The sequence below is a fragment of the Halomonas sp. 3F2F genome (assembly GCF_014897805.1).
GTDB lineage: Bacteria > Pseudomonadota > Gammaproteobacteria > Pseudomonadales > Halomonadaceae > Vreelandella.
In genome coordinates this window covers 43,918-61,433 of the sequence record NZ_JABUZE010000066.1, presented here as the reverse complement: position 1 = coordinate 61,433, position 17,516 = coordinate 43,918, and the positions used below count along the sequence as shown (strand labels likewise).

The following is a 17,516-nucleotide window of genomic DNA, read 5'->3' as shown; positions in this document are numbered from 1 at the left end:
AATAGCGCCTGTTAAGGCGCTGCGCGCCATGCCTGGCGCACCATTAAAAAAACCCGCATCTATCGATGCGGGTTAGAACAGGGAAGTTACTTAGAGCAAGCGTTGCTTTGACGTTTATGCGACGTCGAAGCGATCCGCATTCATCACTTTTGCCCAGGCGGCGACGAAGTCTTTAACAAACTTCTCGCCGTTATCGTCCTGGGCATACACCTCTGCGTATGAGCGTAGCAGTGAGTTAGAACCAAACACTAGATCAACGCGAGAGGCTGTCCACTTAACCGCGCCCGTTTGACGGTCGCAAATCTCGTAAACATTATTGCCCACCGGCTTCCAGCTGTTGCCCATATCGGTCAGGTTGGCAAAGAAGTCGTTGGTCAACTGGCCTTCACGGTTAGTGAACACACCGTGCTTGGTACCACCATAGTTGGTGCCCAGCACACGCATTCCACCTAACAGCACGGTCATCTCCGGTGCGGTGAGCCCCATCAACTGAGCACGATCCAGCAGCATTTCTTCGGGTTTGACGATGTAGTCTTTCTTCTGCCAGTTACGGAAGCCATCGGCAAGTGGCTCTAAAGGCTCAAAAGAGTCTACGTCAGTCATCTCATCAGTGGCATCACCACGGCCTTTAAGGAACGGCACACGCACCTCATAGCCCGCTGCTTTGGCCGCTTTTTCGATAGCCACGCTACCCGCTAAGACAATCACATCGGCAATGCTGGCACCCGTATCAGCAGAGATCTGCTCGTATACTTTTAGCACATCGGCAAGACGCGTTGGCTCATTGCCTTGCCAATCTTTCTGGGGAGCCAAACGAATGCGCGCACCGTTGGCGCCACCGCGCATGTCGGAACCACGGTAAGTGCGCGCGCTATCCCACGCGGTGCTGACCATGTCGCTAATGCTTAAGCCGCTCTCAGCAATTTTCTGCTTAACCACTTCTTCGCAGTAATCGGTGCTACCTGCAGGCACAGGGTCTTGCCAGATAAGGTCTTCAGCCGGCGCTTCTGGGCCGATATAGCGTGCTTTCGGGCCTAGATCACGGTGCGTTAGCTTAAACCACGCTTTAGCAAAGGTTTGCTTGAAGTACTCCGGATCGGCCATGAATTTTTCGCAAATAGCACGGTACGTCGGGTCCATCTTCATCGCCATATCCGCATCGGTCATGATCGGATTGTGACGCACAGAGGGATCGGTTGCATCAACCGGCTTATCTTCCTCTTTAATGTCGATAGGCTCCCACTGATGAGCACCCGCAGGACTTTTTCTTAGCTCCCACTCATGACCAAACAGCAGGTCGAAATAGCCCATATCGAACTTAGTTGGGTTGGTGGTCCAAGCGCCTTCAATACCCGACGTCACGGCATTGCTCGCTTTGCCATCCATGGTCGGGTTGCCCCAGCCAAAGCCCTGGTTTTCAACGTCAGAGGCTTCAGGTTCGGCACCTAGCGCAGCGGCGTCGCCATTACCATGGCATTTACCCACGGTATGGCCGCCCGCTGTTAAGGCAGCGGTTTCTTCGTCGTTCATCGCCATACGAGCGAAGGTTTCGCGCACCTGCAGAGCTGTCTTAAGCGGATCTGGCTGGCCGTTAACCCCTTCTGGGTTAACGTAGATAAGTCCCATTTGAACCGCAGCCAGCGGATTCTCCATTGTTTCCGGCTGTTCAACGTCACCGTAACGCTCGTCAGAAGGCGCTAACCACTCTTTTTCAGCCCCCCAATAAATGTCTTTCTCTGGGTGCCAGATGTCTTCGCGGCCAAACGAGAAACCGTAAGCGGGCAGTCCCATAGATTCGTAGGCCACCGTACCCGCAAGAATGATTAGGTCGGCCCAGCTGATTTTATTGCCATACTTCTTCTTCACTGGCCACAGCAAACGGCGCGCCTTATCAAGGCTTACGTTATCCGGCCAGGAGTTGAGCGGTGCAAAACGCTGGTTACCGGTACCACCGCCGCCACGGCCATCGGCAATGCGGTAAGTTCCGGCAGAGTGCCATGCCATGCGGATCATCAGGCCACCGTAGTGGCCCCAGTCGGCTGGCCACCATGCTTGGCTATCAGTCATCAAGGCATGAACATCTTGCTTGAGGGCGTCAAAATCGAGTTTTTTGACCTCTTCCCGATAGTCAAAGTCAGGATCCATCGGGTTAGTTTTACGATCATGCTGGTGCAGAATGTCTAGGTTCAACGCCTCTGGCCACCAATCTTTGTTGGAGGTGCCAGTAGACGTATTACCACCATGCATTACAGGACATTTTCCACTCATGTTTCTCTCCCCTTCTTGCTCTTTGCCTTGGACTCGCCAAGGAAACAGATGATCGACATCTCATATTGCTGTCTACAGTGTAGGTAATCAGCAAGCGTTGCGTTGATATGTACTGTTTTAAAGCACCTCACCGATAGTCACAATTTGTAATAAACCAATAGATCGATAGTTATTTATTATTAAACTAGCTATTTCTTAGCCAATAAAAACTTAGCCCATAAAAAAAGGCAGGGCGTCAGACGCCCTGCCCATACCACTATCAGGATAGTAGCGTTTTCTTACCTTTACTCCACCATTGGCAACAGTGCGTTCAAGCTATCCCGCGCATCGCCGTAGAACATGCGCGTGTTCTCTTTGAAGAATAGCGGGTTTTCAATGCCAGAGTAGCCCGTGCCCTGACCGCGCTTGCTGACAAACACCTGCTTGGCTTCCCAAACCTTCAATACCGGCATACCGGCGATAGGGCTATTGGGATCTTCCTCGGCAGCGGGGTTTACGATGTCGTTGGAGCCGATCACGATCACCACGTCCGTACTTGAGAAATCGTCGTTGATCTCGTCCATTTCCAGCACGATATCGTAAGGCACTTTGGCTTCAGCCAGGAGCACGTTCATATGTCCAGGCAGACGCCCTGCCACCGGATGAATACCGAAACGTACGGTCTTACCCGATGCCCGCAGCTTGCGTACTAGATCGCTCACCGCACTCTGTGCTTGAGCCACCGCCATGCCATACCCCGGCACGATAATCACGCTATCTGCGTCGTTTAAGGCACTCGCCACACCACTTGCATCAATCGCGACCTGCTCGCCTTCAATCTCAGCCGCTGGCCCTTGAGCACCACCGAAGCCGCCCAAAATCACGTTAACGAAGTTGCGGTTCATCGCCTTACACATAATGTAAGACAGGATTGCCCCTGAGGACCCCACCAGTGCGCCGGTAACAATCAACAGATCATTGGAAAGTGTGAAACCAATCGCCGCCGCTGCCCAGCCGGAGTAGCTGTTCAACATCGACACCACCACTGGCATATCCGCACCGCCAATGCCCATAATCAGGTGATAGCCAATAAAGAATGACAGCGCCGCCAGCACGAGCAATGTCCAGAAGCCTGCACCATTGAGGTACATAATCGCGAGCAGCAGCGAAAGCGCCGCAGCACCGGCGTTGAGCATATGCCCACCCGGTAGTTGACGAGGCTTGCCATCCACTTTGCCTGCCAGCTTACCGAACGCAATCACCGAGCCGGTAAAGGTCACCGCACCGATGAAAATCGCGAACACCACCTCAATCTGCAAAAAGGTCAGCTCAGCAGGAGCCTTCGTGGCCACCAATGCAGCAAACGCAGAAAACTCTTGCATCGCGCCGTCGGCCGCTTGTGCGGCCAGCACCCGGCGGCGCTCTAAATCTGCGCCCCAGGCAACAAAGACCGCTGCCAAACCCACAAAACTATGTAGTGCCGCTACCAACTGAGGCATTTCGGTCATTTCGACCTTGCCTGCGACATAGGCACCAATCCCAGCACCGATCAACATCGCCGGAACCAGCCACCAGTAGCCGCCAATACCTGGCCCGAGGGAGGTAAAGAACACCGCTACGGCCATACCCACAATGCCGTACCATACGGCACGCTTGGCTTTCTCCTGATTACTCAGGCCGCCTAGCGATAAAATAAATAGCACACTTGCCGCAATTGCCGCGGCAGATACGAATCCTTGTCCTAACATCTCGTTTCTCCGCCGCTTAGGATTTTTGGAACATGGCAAGCATCCGGCGTGTCACCAGGAAGCCACCCACGATATTAATCGATGCAATCAGTACCGAAATGGCCGCCAGCACGATAACGACGCCACTGCCTGAACCGATTTGCAAAATTGCCCCTAAAATAATGATGCCGGAGATAGCGTTAGTGACCGCCATTAACGGCGTGTGCAGCGAATGACTCACCTTCCAAATCACCTGGAAGCCAATGAAGCACGCCAACACAAACACAATGAAGTGCTGCATAAATGAGGCTGGGGCTATTTGGCCCAACAGCAGCATTAGCGCGCCACCAACGGCGAGCAAGCCTACTTGACGCTTGGTTTGCGCTTTAAACGCCGCGTGTTCAGTAGCCTTCTTCTCTTCAGGCGTTGGTTCTTTCTCTTTTTTCTTTGGCTTCGCCGCAGCGATAGCTTTTACTTTGGGTGGCGGCGGCGGGAAGGTGACTTCGCCCTGGTGCGTGACCGTAGCACCGCGAATGACATCATCTTCCATATTGTGATGGATGACGCCGTCTTTCTCAGGCGTGAGGTCGGCTAGCATGTGGCGAATGTTGGTGGCGTAAAGCAGCGACGCTTGGGTGGCCATGCGTGAGGGGAAGTCGGTATAGCCGACCACCACGACGCCGTTATCAGATACCACACGCTCGTCCGGCTTGGTTAAATCGCAGTTACCGCCTTTTTCAGCGGCTAAGTCGACAATCACCGAGCCAGGTTTCATGGCTGCCACCATATCTTCCAGCCACAGCTTTGGCGCGGGCCTGCCAGGAATCAGCGCCGTGGTGATGACAATGTCGACATCCGGTGCTTGTTCGCGGAAACACTCTAGCTGCTTCTCGCGAAACTCTGGGCTAGAGGGTGAGGCATAGCCACCGCTTTCTGAACCGTCCTGACTATCTTCAAAATCGAGAAACAGGAATTCAGCGCCCATGGATTCAATCTGCTCGGACACCTCTGGGCGCACATCAAATGCACGCACCACAGCGCCAAGGCTAGCCGCGGTACCAATCGCCGACAAGCCCGCCACACCCGCGCCGATCACCAATACTTTGGCAGGGGGAACTTTACCGGCGGCGGTTACCTGGCCAGTAAAGAAGCGGCCAAAGTTATTGCCCGCCTCAATCACCGCACGGTAGCCCGCGATATTGGCCATTGAGGAGAGCGCATCCATTTTCTGCGCTCTGGAAATACGTGGCACCATGTCCATCGCAATAACAGACGCGCCCTGAGCTTTACAGGTTTCCAACAGTGCTTCGTTTTGTGCTGGCCAGAAGAACGCAATCAGCGTCTGACCTTCACGTAAATAGTGAGCCTCAGTTTCCGAAGGTTCACGGACTTTAATCACCACGTCCGCATCACGCCACAGCGCTTCCGCGCTTTCCACAACGCTGACACCCGCGTCGCGATACGTGTCGTCATTAAAGCCCGCAGCAGCCCCTGCGCTGGCTTCCACCAAGCACTCATGGCCTAGCTTTTGAAGCTGTTTTGCGCTCTCAGGAGTAAGCGCTACACGCGCTTCTCCTTGAGCTGTCTCTTTCGGTGCGCCTATTTTCACACGCTTTCTCCCTTGGTTAGCCCATTTCCAGCGTCATGACCAAAACAGTCATATTTTCACCCTTGGTTATTGGACGCTGGGCATTATTACTGACATGCGTCGTCGCGCCAGATAGCAGTTTAGGATCTAACGCGGCGACCGCCAGTTACTATTCAACCTTCGATTCAATTGGGTTGTTTAACTACAACACTACCCTTTTTAACAACGATTCCCCACCAAAAGTTAGAGAAAACTACTTCCAAAGTACCGCATTCAATTCGTCCTACCCATGATTAACTGAAGTAGTGGGTATGGCAATAATGATTAACCTCCAAAAACGCCCACAACAGTACTTATAACGACATTTGTCACGACGTTTGTAACGACACTCACAACAACATGCTTAACAACGCAGGAGAGTCACTTATGTGGACTAAACCGACGTATCAGGACATGCGCCTTGGCTTTGAAGTAACGCTGTATATCTCTACCCGCTAATCGCTAGCGACTGAACCGCGGCCCCTACCTGCCTTATTGGGTTTATATCAGGTAGGGGCTTTCACCCGGGATTCATAGCACATCCACAGCACTCACGTAGGAGGTCAGTCTATGCAGATTTTAGTTCTTGGGGCTGCCGCAGGCGGCGGCTTTCCCCAATGGAATTGCAACTGCCCTAACTGCTACCACGCTCGCCTGGGCAGTGCCAATCATCAACCTCGCACTCAATCATCGATTGCGTTAAGCGTGGATGGCAAGCAGTGGTTGCTATGCAATGCGTCCCCAGATATTCGCGCTCAGCTCAATACCAACCCGGAATTATGGCCAAGTGATCTGCGTGGTAGCGGTATTCGTGGCGTGCTACTGGTAGATGCCCAAATCGACCACGTCACCGGGCTACTCTCCCTAAGAGAAGGCTGCCCGTTAGAGGTGTGGTGCACGCCTAATGTGCATCGCGATTTATCGACTGGTTTTCCGCTATTCCCGATGCTGGAACACTGGGGCGGACTACGCTGGCAGCCGATTGAGTTGGAAGATCATCAGGAAGTTGTCGAGTTTTCGATTCCCTTTCTGCCAGATATCGCGCTCACCGCCTTTGCACTACACAGCAATGCCCCGCCCTACTCACCACGGCGCGGCGCGCCCTCCTGTGGCGATAATTTAGGGCTATATATTGTTGACCGTCGCAGTGGCAAATCGCTGTGCTACGCCCCTGGGCTTGGCAACCCGACACCGCTGGCCATGCGTTTCTTAAACGCCGCAGATGTAGTGATGGTGGATGGCACCCTGTGGGAAGACGACGAAATGCAGGCACTTGGCGTGGGCACCTCCACAGGCCAACAGATGGGTCACCTCGCGCTCAATGGCAGCAGCGGTATGTGTGCGCTATTGAACGAGCTACCCAGCAGCACGCAGCGTATTTTGATTCATATCAACAACACCAATCCGATTTTGGACGGCGCTAGCGATGCAGCGAAAACATTGCAGGCCGCAGGCATCGAAACAGCTTACGACGGAATGAAACTGACGTTTTAGGTCGACGTTCACAGACCTTAAACACTCTCTTATCTTAGAATTATTGAGTATTAATCTATTAACATCCAGACCTAAATCTTAGATTAAAAAAGCACTAGGTTAGTAGAATTTAAAAGATAGTAGGTCGATAAAAGGTGCAAAAACAGGTCCTGACAAAATTAAACCAAAATAAGCATATAACTTTATAAAATAATTCAAACAGAGCGAGCTATAACCAAATAACCTGTTTCATTAAATAAATTCTATGCATAAAAAATGGCTAAAAATAAAAGCCATTTAAATCAGCAATATATACATTAGATATTACAAAAATAACCAGGAAATCGACTATGGCGATGACAGCGATAACGCCCAGTGCTTCTGCCACCCCGCTCAGTCGGGAGGCGTTTCGTGAAACGCTAATGGGTAAAGGGCAGTACTACCATCTTAATCACCCCTTTCAACAGGCGATGGCCAACGGCGAGCTTACCCAGGAACAACTGCAAGGCTGGGTGGCTAATCGCTTTTACTACCAGTTGATGATTCCCCAAAAAGACGCCGCGCTGCTGGCCAACTGCCCAGATGCTGCTACCCGCAGGCGATGGGTGCAGCGCCTGCTTGACCATGATGGCCACGCCGGAGATGAAGGCGGGATTGAGGCCTGGTTAGCCCTAGGTGAAGCCGTAGGGCTACACCGTCATACACTGCTTTCCCAGGAGCGTGTGCTACCCGGGGTGCGCTTTGCGGTGGATGCCTACCGCCACTTTGTCGCCCGAGCCCCCTGGCAGGAAGCGGCGATCTCATCGCTTACCGAGCTATTTGCGCCGCTTGCCCACCAAAACCGCCTGGTCACCTGGCCTCAGCACTACCCGTGGATTAACGAGCAAGGCTATCGCTATTTTCGGAAGCGGCTCAGCGAAGCCCGCCGAGACGTCGAGCACGGCCTGGAAATCGCTTTAGGCGTATGTACCACGGTGGCGCTGCAGCAGCGCGCGCTGGATATTCTGCAATTTAAGCTCGATGTGCTATGGAGCATGTTGGATGCCATGACCATGGCCTATCAGTTAGACCGCCCGCCTTACCACACCGTCACCCGCGAAGCGGTGTATCACCGTGGGCTTGAGCAGTCACTTTACTAGGCAATGATCGACTAGCGTTGGGGAATTCACCATGTCACAGCAACTCGTCATATCACATCAAGATATTTACCAGCTGCGACGCGGTTGGCGCTTACAGTGGGAAGCCATTCAGGGCTGCCACGTCATTCTTTATCCCGAAGGCATGGTCAAGCTCAGCGCGACTGCCGGTGCGATTCTTGAGCAGGTTGATGGCCATCACTCCATCGCCGATATTATCGCCACCCTACAGCAGCGCTACCCAAGCGCGGAGTCCTTAGCAGACGATGTCGTGCAGTTTATCGAGGAAGCCCGCGGTAACGGCTGGCTAGCCGTGAAGGAGGTTCATTGTGGTTAATAAAACGACCTCACCGCCCTTATGGCTGCTGGCGGAACTCACCTACCGCTGCCCACTGCAGTGCGCTTACTGCTCTAACCCGTTGGAATTTACCCGTTACCAAAACGAGCTGGATACCGACGCGTGGTTTAGCGTGCTGCGCCAAGCCAGGGCGATGGGGGCGGCACAGCTTGGCTTTTCCGGCGGCGAACCGCTGATTCGTCAAGACCTGGAAGCGCTGGTAAGCGAAGCACGCCAGCTAGGCTTTTACACCAACCTGCTGACCTCCGGCGTGGGCCTCACTGCCCAGCGGGTAGACGCCCTGGCAGAAGCGGGCCTGGATCATATCCAGATTAGCCTGCAAGCCGCCGACCCCGAACTTGCTCAAGCGCTGGCAGGCTCTACCAAGGCCCACGCCAACAAGCTAGCCATGGCCAAAGCGGTCAAGGCCGCTGGCTACCCCATGGTATTAAACGTGGTCTTGCATCGGCACAATATCGATCAAATTGGCGACCTGATTGCCCTCTGCGATGAGCTAGGCGCGGATGCGGTTGAACTGGCCAACTGCCAGTATTACGGCTGGGCGTTTTTGAACCGCCAGGCGTTGATGCCTACCCGTGAACAGCTGGTACGCGCCGAGGCGGAAACCAATCGCTGGCGTGAAACACTCGCGGCACGTGGCCGCGATATGTCATTACTATTTGTGGTGCCGGACTACTTTGAGCAAGCGCCTAAAGCGTGCATGGGTGGTTGGGGCAGTATCTTTATGACCGTTGCCCCAGATGGCGCCGTGTTGCCCTGTCACAGCGCCAGGGAGCTACCGATGGCATTTCCGAACGTCAAAGAGACGTCGCTGCAGGACATTTGGTACCAAAGCGATGCGTTCAACCGTTTTCGCGGCACCCAGTGGATGCCTACGCTCTGCCAACAGTGCGACGACCGCGACAAAGACCATGGCGGCTGCCGCTGCCAAGCCTATTTATTAACCGGTGATATGAACGCCACCGACCCGGTGTGCCAGCACTCTCCCCAGCATGGGTTGTTAGAGAGCCTAATCGCAGAAAACAGCCATAACACACCCGATCAAGCGACGCTGATTCCCCGCAATGCCCGCCAGTCAAAGCAGTTGCAGGGTCAGGCTGAAATTCAAAGCGGCTTGAGACAGAATGGCTTGGCAGCGCCTTCGCCCCGCCAACCACTTGAGCTGATTTACCGGCAATAAGCCTGTTTATCCGTAATAAATCTATTGATTAGTAATCAACCTGGCTATCAGCAACAAACCGATTAAGGCTCGCAGGTAGCTCGCTCAGCATGAGCGGGCAGCTGCGGGCAAACGGCTGCTAACGAATGTCCACTCGCTTGCCAGCCATCCACCCCATTTGGGTACCAATAGAGCTCTTCATAGCCCATTGCCTCAGCGCGCCGTGCAGCGTTCCAGGAAAGCCAGCAGTCAGCACGGCAGAAGAACACTAGCGGCGCGGCTTCAGCGTGCTTACGCTGCGCATCCAGTGCTGTGGTGAAATAATCAATCCACTCCTCTTCCAAACTAGCTGCGCCCACATTAGGCAGCCAAATACTGCCTGGAATCGTTAAGTGCGCACTGTCCTGAAGAAAAAGACCGTTATGCCAGGGCAGCGCGTAGACATCCACCAGAATCACTGGCGGTGACGCCAGCAGCGCTTGAAAAGCATGGTCATCTAACGTGGTCACCCCTGGAAGCGGTGCGGTAACAGGCGCTTTAAAAGGCGGCAAACGATAGCCTTCTTGGTTAAATGTCGCGGTGGGCGCTTCAGCGTGTACCGCTCCACTGAATACACCCGCTGCCCACACCACACAGAGCATATAGCGGCGCACAGAGTACGCCGAAGGTTGTGTCGACATGGTGACATTACTCCCAATCAAACGGGCAGGCGGTACAACCCTCCATTTGGGCCATTTGGAAGTTGCCGTAGTGGATGCGTGCACCGGTCATATCAGCATCATTGAGCCGCGTGATGTTCATTTTTGCTTCTTGCAGATTAGCATCGCGCAGGTCCGCACCGATCAGGTTGACCTTATTCATCCAGGCCATTTCCAGATTACTGCCCATCAACGTTGCTCCTTGCATGCTGGCCCCGGAAAGCCGGGCAAACTCAAGGTTAGCGCCGGTCAAATCGGCATAATCAAATGTCGCGCCCTGGGCATAAATACTCCAGCTATCCAATCCAACCAAACTGGCATGGGAAAGATCGGCGCCGCGTAAATGCGTGTTGGGCATGCGTGCACGATTGAGGTTGGCATGTCTCAGCGATGCCCCTTCAAAATCAACGCTGCGTAGGTTGCTGTGGCGGAAATCCGAGCCTTCTAGGTTACTGCCCGCAAAGTTAGCACCCTGTAGGTCAAGATTGGAAAAGTCGCCGCCGGATAAATCCATATTGGCGCACTGAGTACCTGGCACCAACTCACAGCCGTTATGCACTGGCGGTTGATACGCTTCAACATAATCGTCGGCTACAACGCTGCCTATCGCGCTAAGGCAGAGAAAAACCGCCGTTGCTTGACGGCTCCATAAAGGCAGAGCATTGCGAGTTATCATTGTTATTCTCTCCATTACCGTTAACGTTATTCAAAAAAGGGCGGCAAAAGCCGCCCAAGAGGGGTCGATAACTTAACGGTTAGCCAAATCTTGAACGAAAGACGGCAGCTTAAAGACCCAGAACGAACCGCCCTGAGCAATCGGCCGCGTCAGTTCAGCCATATCACCGCCCCATAGCGGAACCGCGCCGCCATAACCTGCGGTAACACCAATGTACTGTTCACCGTCCATCTCCCAAGTAACCGGTGGTGAAATGATGCCGGTACCTACCTGGAACTTCCAAAGCTCTTCACCGGTTTCTGCATGGAATGCTTTTAAGTAACCATCGCCAGTACCGGTAAACACCAGATCACCGTGGGTAGCTAGCACGCCTGCCCACAGCGGCATAGGCTCTTTATGCTCCCAAGCGTACTCACCGGTGACCGGATCAACAGCGCGTAGAATACCGACGTGGTCGTCGTACATACGCTTAATGCGGAAGCCCATACCCAGGTAAGCTGCGCCTTCCACGTACTCAACTTCCTCGGTCCAGTAATCTTCTTTCCAGTGGTTACCCGGTACGTAGAACAGGCCTGTGTCTTCGCTGTAAGCCATTGGGTTCCAGTTTTTACCACCAAGGAAAGGTGGTGAAACTTCAACAGGCTCAGAACGGGTTTGTCCCTCTTCCAAGCGCGGTGGGCGCTGGCCTTCAGCCTCAACCGGGCGACCAGTTTCCAGGTCAATATGGGTAGCCCAGGTAATGTTATCGACAAACGGGAAGGCGTTGATGAGCTCGCCGTTGGTGCGGTCAGTGACATAGAAGAAGCCATTACGGTCAGCGTGGGCTCCTGCATTCACCGTTCGGCCATTCTCATCTTCGTACTCAAACAAGACGATTTCGTTATTGCCTGAGAAGTCCCAGGTGTCGTTGGGCGTGTGCTGATAGAACCACTTCACTTCGCCAGTCGAAGGGTCGATCCCTAGCTGGCCAGAGGTGTAAAGGCTGTCGTAGTCAGACGGGTCGCCGTCTTCCGAGGTGCGTGCCCAGCCATTCCAGGGAGCAGGATTACCGGCACCAATGATGATGGTATTGGTATCAGGGTCGAAACTGGCGCTCTGCCACGGCGCACCGCCACCTTGGCTCCAGGCTTGTACTTTGCCGGTTTCGCTGTCTGGGTCATCGGGCCAGGAGGGCGCGCTAGCATCACCCGTTGGGGTACTCTCTTCACCGTTCAGACGCCCCATATGGCCTTCAACAAAGGGCCGCATCCAAATCTCTTCACCGGTATCAGGGTCACGGGCATACAGCTTACCCACAATGCCGAACTCATCTCCCGAAGAGCCATGAATCAGCAACACGCGACCTGTTTCGCTATCTTCTACAATCGTTGGCGCACCGGTCATGGTGTAGCCCGCGCGGTGGTCACCAAAGCGCTCGCGCCACACCACCTCACCGGTGTCTTTGTTCAGCGCCACGATGCCAGCATCCAGCGTGCCGAAGAATACCTTATCGCCGTAAATGGCCGCACCGCGGTTCACTACGTCACAGCAGGGGCGAATATCGCTGGGCAGGCGATGGTTGTATGACCACAGCCGCTGGCCAGTGCGCGCATCAATAGCAAAAATACGTGAATAGGAGCCAGTGACATAAATAACGCCTTCATGAATCAGCGCCTGAGACTCCTGGCCACGCTGCATTTCATCGCCAAACGAGTGAGACCACGCTGGGGTCAGCATCTCGACGTTATCTGCGTTAATTTGATTAAGCGGGCTATAGCGCTGTGCTTTCACGCCCATGCCGTACATCAACACCGTTTCAGTGTTGTTATGGTCATTGAGAATATCGTCCCAGGTCACCTCGCTGGCGTGGGCTGTCAGCGCAATGCCCCCGACGCCTAAGGCAGAAGCGTAAGCAACGGCGGCGGTGAGTGTACGCAGGCGAAAGGGCCACGAAATTTTGCGGGCTGACGTGTTGTTATTGATAGCGTCTGTCATGGGTTTTCCATCCGAGTAATGATCACAATGCAATGGCTGCAAAGCGGCCAAGCTGCTGCTTGCGTGGTGCCAGCAAGACTAAGTCCAGCTTAGAAGCTCAGATAACAAACCAATCTACCCCTCCAGTCGCGTTCTCATCCTGATTTAGCACTACTTCCAAAGGAGGAGCCTAGCGATGCCTAAGGTGCTATAGGTTCGGAAGGCCTGCCTGCCTAAGCTCACTCAAGTGACGATACATTGATCCTCTGAGGAGCATTTCCCATGACTATTACAAAAACCGTACTGACAAAAACAACCTCCGCAAAACTGCCCTTACGCCTCAGCAGCCAAGTGGGTGCTATCGCCCTTGCCGCGTTGCTGGCTTCGCCGCTGGCCTGGTCTCACGGCAGCGTGACCCCTCAAGCCGTTGATATTAAAGACCTCGAGCGCTTAGGCGACGAATGGCGGGAAGAGAACCCCTACCGGGATCATCCCCAGCAAGAGCTCGCCATCGATATTGGTGCCCGCGCTTACAACAGCAACTGTGCCGCTTGCCACGGACTAGAAGCGAAATCCGGCGGCATCGCTCCCGACCTGCGCGAGTTGGAAAACGGCGCATGGGGCGATGAGTGGTTCAAAGAGCTAGTCACCAATGGCGCCGAGCGCAACGGCCGTGTGCTAATGCCGCGCATGTCCGATTACGTTAGCCAAGAAGGGCTGTGGGCCATTCGCACATGGTTAGAAACGGTAAGTATGGAAACGACTGGACAATAATCCCAACGCTGGGAGGCACCATGGCAACCCTAACCTCCATCATCACGTTACAACGGCTCGCCGCGACGTTCGCCGCACCCCTTACCCCCGCACTCGCCGTGCTTTGCTGGCTACTGCTCGCGCTGCCGACCACCGCATTGGCCACAGCGAGCACGGCTGAACAGGATCCGCTTAACTCCTTTATGTGGCCTGTGTACCGCGAGCGCTTTCTGGGCGATGCCCCCGTGGTGTTTGATGAGCGCGTCACCGTTAGAGCGCCGGGGTTCGCCGAAGACTCAGGACAAGTACCCATTGCGCTAGATGCCAGCGCCTTAGAAGCCAGCGGCGAGCCAATCACTGACATTATTGCCTGGGTGGACCTCAACCCGATTCCCCGCCTGTTCCACTACTCACCTATGAGCCATGGAATAGCCAAGCTATCGTTAAATATTCGCTTGGAACAAGCCTCCGCGGTGCGTGTAGCAGTGAAACAGGGGGATACCTGGCATGTGGGTGGCACCTACATTGAAGCGGAAGGCGGTGGCTGCACCACCCCCGGTATTGCCAGCGCTGACACCGACTGGGAAACCACCTTCGGCGAGCTCCAGGGTCGGCTGTTTGCCAATGAGGACGAACAGCGCCTGCGGGTGCGCCTTTCTCACCCCATGGACAGCGGCTTAATCCCCAGCCAGCCCGCCTTTTATGTGCAGTCGTTTGAACTGTTGGATCAGCAGGGCCAGCAAGTGGCCGCCCTGGATATCGATGCATCAGTGAGCGCCAACCCCACCTTAGGGCTGCATATGCGCCCCTCTCCAGGCGGTTATGTGATTGGCGCGCGGGATAACAACGGCAACCGCTTTTCTATTGGTCTGCAGCCATGAAAGCTGGTTTTCTGGCCACCTTCAGTACACTGCTGATCACGCCGCTGGCAGCCAGCGAACCGGTGATGTTCTGCGAACGTCCGCTAACCGCCCAATCGATCGCGGAAAACACCTGGATGGTGGAAGGTGTAAAAGAGGAGCTCTCCACCAGCAACTGCGGCCATATAGGCAACCAAGCGTTTATTGCTACGCCCAGTGGTGTCATCCTTATCGACAGCGGCAGCAGCCCACACTTTGGCGAAGCACTCAAAACACTCATTGCTCAGCACACCGCTCAACCCGTTCGCTGGGTGTTGAATACCCATCACCACCCTGACCACTTTTTTGGTAATGCCGCCTTCGACGAGGCACAGCACCTCACCTTAGCCAGCACTCGTACGTTGATGGCCCGCGACCGGGACGCACTGATCGATAACGTAGAGCGACTAACCGGACGCAGCTTGGAGCGCTTGCCTATTGCCCTACCCAACGTGATCGAGGCCGGCGAGATAACCCTTGGCAACTACCCGCTCACGCTTTTCGCCATGAGCGGCCATAGCGGTGGAGACCTAGTGATTATGGATCATGCCACCGACGTGCTGTTTTTGGGCGACATGGGGTTCTACCAACGTGCTGCTGCCACTGCTCACAGCCCAAGCCTGCAACAGTGGCTGGAAGAACTGAATGATCTGCGCGCGCTCAACGCCAGTATCGCAGTACCGGGTCATGGCCCCAGTGCGCCGCCCGAAACGATCATTGGCCAAACCACGCATTACCTGGAATGGCTGGACCAACGTCTCAGTGATGTGGCTAGCGAAGGGCTAGGTGCCAATCATGCCTTGGCCGTTGAAATTCCCAGCATGTTTAGCACCATGGCACTCAGCGAATATGAGTTCACCCGCAGCGTAATGCAGCTTTACCCACACTACGAAGCACGGTTGCTGTGGGGCGCCCCACACTAAGGAGCACATCTATGCTGCTTACCCTGGCAGATGCTGCCGAACCTACTGACACCTTGGCCGAGTTACACAGCGACGCCCAATCTATTTATTGGCTCGCTCGTTGCCCGCAAACGGGCGGCATGCAACTTTGGCAGTGGCGCGCCGACAGCAACGAGACGCCGCGCTGTGTAATAGAAGAGGCGCTGGGTAGCCGCGTGAACCAGTACGGCGGCGGCAGCTACACGCCCCTGCTAGGGGGCGTCGTATGGGTGCGCCAGCACGATCAAGCCATCATGCAGCTCGACCGCCACGGTGCAAGCTACTGCTGGCAACAGCGCCCACAAACAGCCTACGGTGGGCTGTGCGCCGACTCTAAACGTCAGCGAATGATTGCGGTAGAAGAGGATCAACAAGGTCAACGGCTGGTCGCCATTACTAACAGCAGCAGAATGGGCGATAACAGGCAAGTGTTGGTTGAAGGCGCTGACTTCTATGGCGCAGCGGTATTAAGCGATGATGGCAACTACCTCGCCTGGGTCAGTTGGTCGCTGCCGCACATGCCTTGGCAACGCAGCCAGCTACATCTCGCGCGGGTGACCAGCACAGGTCAGCTTGAAATACTGGAGCATTGGGATTTCGGCGCAGCGATTAGCCAGCCACAGTTTGGCCCCCACAACGCGCTGGTCTGCATGAGCGATCACGCTGGCTGGTGGCAACCCTGGCAGGTAAACCTGGCTACCCCTGTGTGCCTGAGCAATGCCCCGGTGGACCACATCACCACACCGTGGCAGTTGGGTGAGCGCCAGCACCTATGGCGAGACAATCGGCAGGTTTACTGCCAACTGTACCAGGGGGCAGCTCAGCTTTATCGCCGTTGCGGCGAGCAGGTTGAAGTACTGCTACCAGACCCCGGCCGCGTGGCAAGCATCACACTAGCAAGGCACGGTGACTACGCCATTGTGCAAAGCGCTACCAGCGGCGCCCAGCTTATACGCTTCAACAAAAATGGCTCGCGTAACTGTCTAGTAGGTAAGGTCGAGGGTAACGTAACGCAAAACCTAGTGACTGAAAATTCCGCCACCGCACAATGGCTGGAAACCCCTGTTGGCAACGAAGGCGAAACGGTTCACGGCTTTTTCTACTCAGCCTTAGCCAACCGTGCTGCGCCGCTGATTGTGCGCGTTCATGGCGGGCCCACCGCCGCCGCCTACCCTATTTATGACCCGCTAGTAGCCTATTGGCAACAGCAGGGCTTTCACGTATTGGATATCAACCCACGGGGCAGCGGCAACTTTGGCCGCCGCTACCGCGAATGTTTAGCCGGCCGGTGGGGCATCAGCGATACTGACGATGTCATCGCCTTGGTCAACGCCGCCTGCGCACGCTTTGCGATCGATACAGCGCGCTGCTTTATTCGTGGCCAAAGCGCTGGCGGGTTTACCGCCCTTAATGCCTTGGCGGCCACGCCGCTGTTTGCTGCGGCCACTAGCCTGTACGGGGTAACCGATGCATTAACGCTAGCGGCAAAAACACACCGCTTTGAATCCGGCTACCTGGGCTGGCTAATCGGAGACGAGACCCTGCTCGCCCAGCGCAGCCCTAGCTACCACGTCACCCGTTGCCAGCGACCATTACGGGCACTGTTTATTCAGGGTGGCAAAGACGCCATCGTGGTGCCAGAGCAAACTCATGCCATGGCGCGGCATATCGAACTCCACGGTGGCGAGGCACAAACACTGCTGTTTGATAACGAATACCACGGCATTCGCCACCCCAAAGCTCGCCAAACCATGCTGGCCCGCGAGCTAGCCTTTTATCAATCTAGCCACCTAACGACAGCACCAAGGTCGTAGCGCAACAATCCCTGAAGGTGCTTAAGATAATGGTTAACAACGATAAACGAGACCG

At 54.9% G+C, this 17,516-nt stretch carries 15 protein-coding genes; 9 read left to right on the top strand and 6 right to left on the bottom strand.

Annotated elements, in window-relative coordinates; all coding sequences use genetic code 11:
• Positions 1-114: 114 nt before the first annotated feature.
• The 3 genes from katG to INT21_RS07820 all read right to left on the bottom strand — a co-directional run bounded on the left by katG (position 115) and on the right by INT21_RS07820 (position 5,583).
• The gene (gene katG, locus INT21_RS07830) at positions 115-2,268 is read right to left on the bottom strand and encodes a catalase/peroxidase HPI (protein WP_193059767.1); all 2,154 of its coding nucleotides are present in this window, start codon (positions 2,266-2,268) and stop codon (positions 115-117) included.
• A gap of 284 nt (positions 2,269-2,552) precedes the next feature.
• Positions 2,553-3,995, bottom strand: a complete 1,443-nt coding sequence (locus INT21_RS07825) for an NAD(P)(+) transhydrogenase (Re/Si-specific) subunit beta (protein ID WP_089040540.1) — start codon at positions 3,993-3,995, stop codon at positions 2,553-2,555.
• A 16-nt stretch (positions 3,996-4,011) separates the two neighbouring features.
• Positions 4,012-5,583: a Re/Si-specific NAD(P)(+) transhydrogenase subunit alpha gene (locus tag INT21_RS07820; protein ID WP_193059766.1), complete on the bottom strand. Its 1,572-nt coding sequence runs from the start codon at positions 5,581-5,583 to the stop codon at positions 4,012-4,014.
• A 405-nt stretch (positions 5,584-5,988) separates the two neighbouring features.
• Here INT21_RS07820 and pqqA point away from each other — a divergent pair, with 405 nt between their 5' ends.
• The 5 genes from pqqA (at position 5,989) to pqqE (ending at position 9,748) form a co-directional block, all read left to right on the top strand.
• On the top strand, positions 5,989-6,060 hold the full coding sequence (gene pqqA, locus INT21_RS07815) for a pyrroloquinoline quinone precursor peptide PqqA (protein ID WP_009722990.1): 72 nt from the start codon (positions 5,989-5,991) through the stop codon (positions 6,058-6,060).
• A gap of 111 nt (positions 6,061-6,171) precedes the next feature.
• Entirely contained in the window at positions 6,172-7,095 is a 924-nt protein-coding gene (gene pqqB, locus INT21_RS07810; RefSeq protein ID WP_193059712.1) for a pyrroloquinoline quinone biosynthesis protein PqqB, read from the top strand.
• 329 nt (positions 7,096-7,424) lie between these two features.
• Entirely contained in the window at positions 7,425-8,213 is a 789-nt protein-coding gene (gene pqqC, locus INT21_RS07805) for a pyrroloquinoline-quinone synthase PqqC (protein WP_193059711.1), read from the top strand.
• Positions 8,214-8,244: 31 nt separating this feature from the next.
• Entirely contained in the window at positions 8,245-8,547 is a 303-nt protein-coding gene (gene pqqD, locus INT21_RS07800; protein ID WP_193067976.1) for a pyrroloquinoline quinone biosynthesis peptide chaperone PqqD, read from the top strand.
• Complete coding sequence (pqqE, locus tag INT21_RS07795; RefSeq protein WP_193059710.1) at positions 8,540-9,748, top strand: pyrroloquinoline quinone biosynthesis protein PqqE; 1,209 nt, start codon at positions 8,540-8,542, stop codon at positions 9,746-9,748. Before pqqD ends, pqqE begins: the two co-directional genes overlap by 8 nt.
• Before the next feature lie 62 nt (positions 9,749-9,810).
• Here pqqE and INT21_RS07790 read toward each other — a convergent pair whose 3' ends face one another.
• The 3 genes from INT21_RS07790 to INT21_RS07780 form a co-directional block, all read right to left on the bottom strand.
• On the bottom strand, positions 9,811-10,407 hold the full coding sequence (locus tag INT21_RS07790) for a rhodanese-like domain-containing protein (protein WP_193059709.1): 597 nt from the start codon (positions 10,405-10,407) through the stop codon (positions 9,811-9,813).
• A 7-nt stretch (positions 10,408-10,414) separates the two neighbouring features.
• The gene (locus tag INT21_RS07785) at positions 10,415-11,101 is read right to left on the bottom strand and encodes a pentapeptide repeat-containing protein (protein ID WP_193059708.1); all 687 of its coding nucleotides are present in this window, start codon (positions 11,099-11,101) and stop codon (positions 10,415-10,417) included.
• Positions 11,102-11,173: 72 nt separating this feature from the next.
• Positions 11,174-13,075, bottom strand: coding sequence for a methanol/ethanol family PQQ-dependent dehydrogenase (locus INT21_RS07780; protein ID WP_226912491.1), 1,902 nt, complete (start codon positions 13,073-13,075; stop codon positions 11,174-11,176).
• A gap of 261 nt (positions 13,076-13,336) precedes the next feature.
• Here INT21_RS07780 and pedF point away from each other — a divergent pair, with 261 nt between their 5' ends.
• From pedF to INT21_RS07760, 4 genes are read left to right on the top strand one after another with little or no spacing between them, the layout of a single operon-like run.
• Positions 13,337-13,828, top strand: coding sequence for a cytochrome c-550 PedF (pedF, locus tag INT21_RS07775; protein WP_051626379.1), 492 nt, complete (start codon positions 13,337-13,339; stop codon positions 13,826-13,828).
• A 20-nt stretch (positions 13,829-13,848) separates the two neighbouring features.
• Positions 13,849-14,688 carry a quinoprotein dehydrogenase-associated SoxYZ-like carrier gene (locus INT21_RS07770; protein WP_193059707.1) on the top strand — a complete coding sequence of 280 codons (840 nt, stop codon included), beginning with the start codon at positions 13,849-13,851 and terminating at the stop codon, positions 14,686-14,688.
• Positions 14,685-15,629, top strand: a complete 945-nt coding sequence (locus tag INT21_RS07765) for a quinoprotein relay system zinc metallohydrolase 1 (protein ID WP_193067974.1) — start codon at positions 14,685-14,687, stop codon at positions 15,627-15,629. The genes INT21_RS07770 and INT21_RS07765 overlap by 4 nt, the downstream gene beginning before the upstream one ends.
• A gap of 11 nt (positions 15,630-15,640) precedes the next feature.
• Positions 15,641-17,461, top strand: coding sequence for an alpha/beta hydrolase family protein (locus INT21_RS07760; protein WP_193059705.1), 1,821 nt, complete (start codon positions 15,641-15,643; stop codon positions 17,459-17,461).
• Positions 17,462-17,516 lie beyond the last annotated feature (55 nt).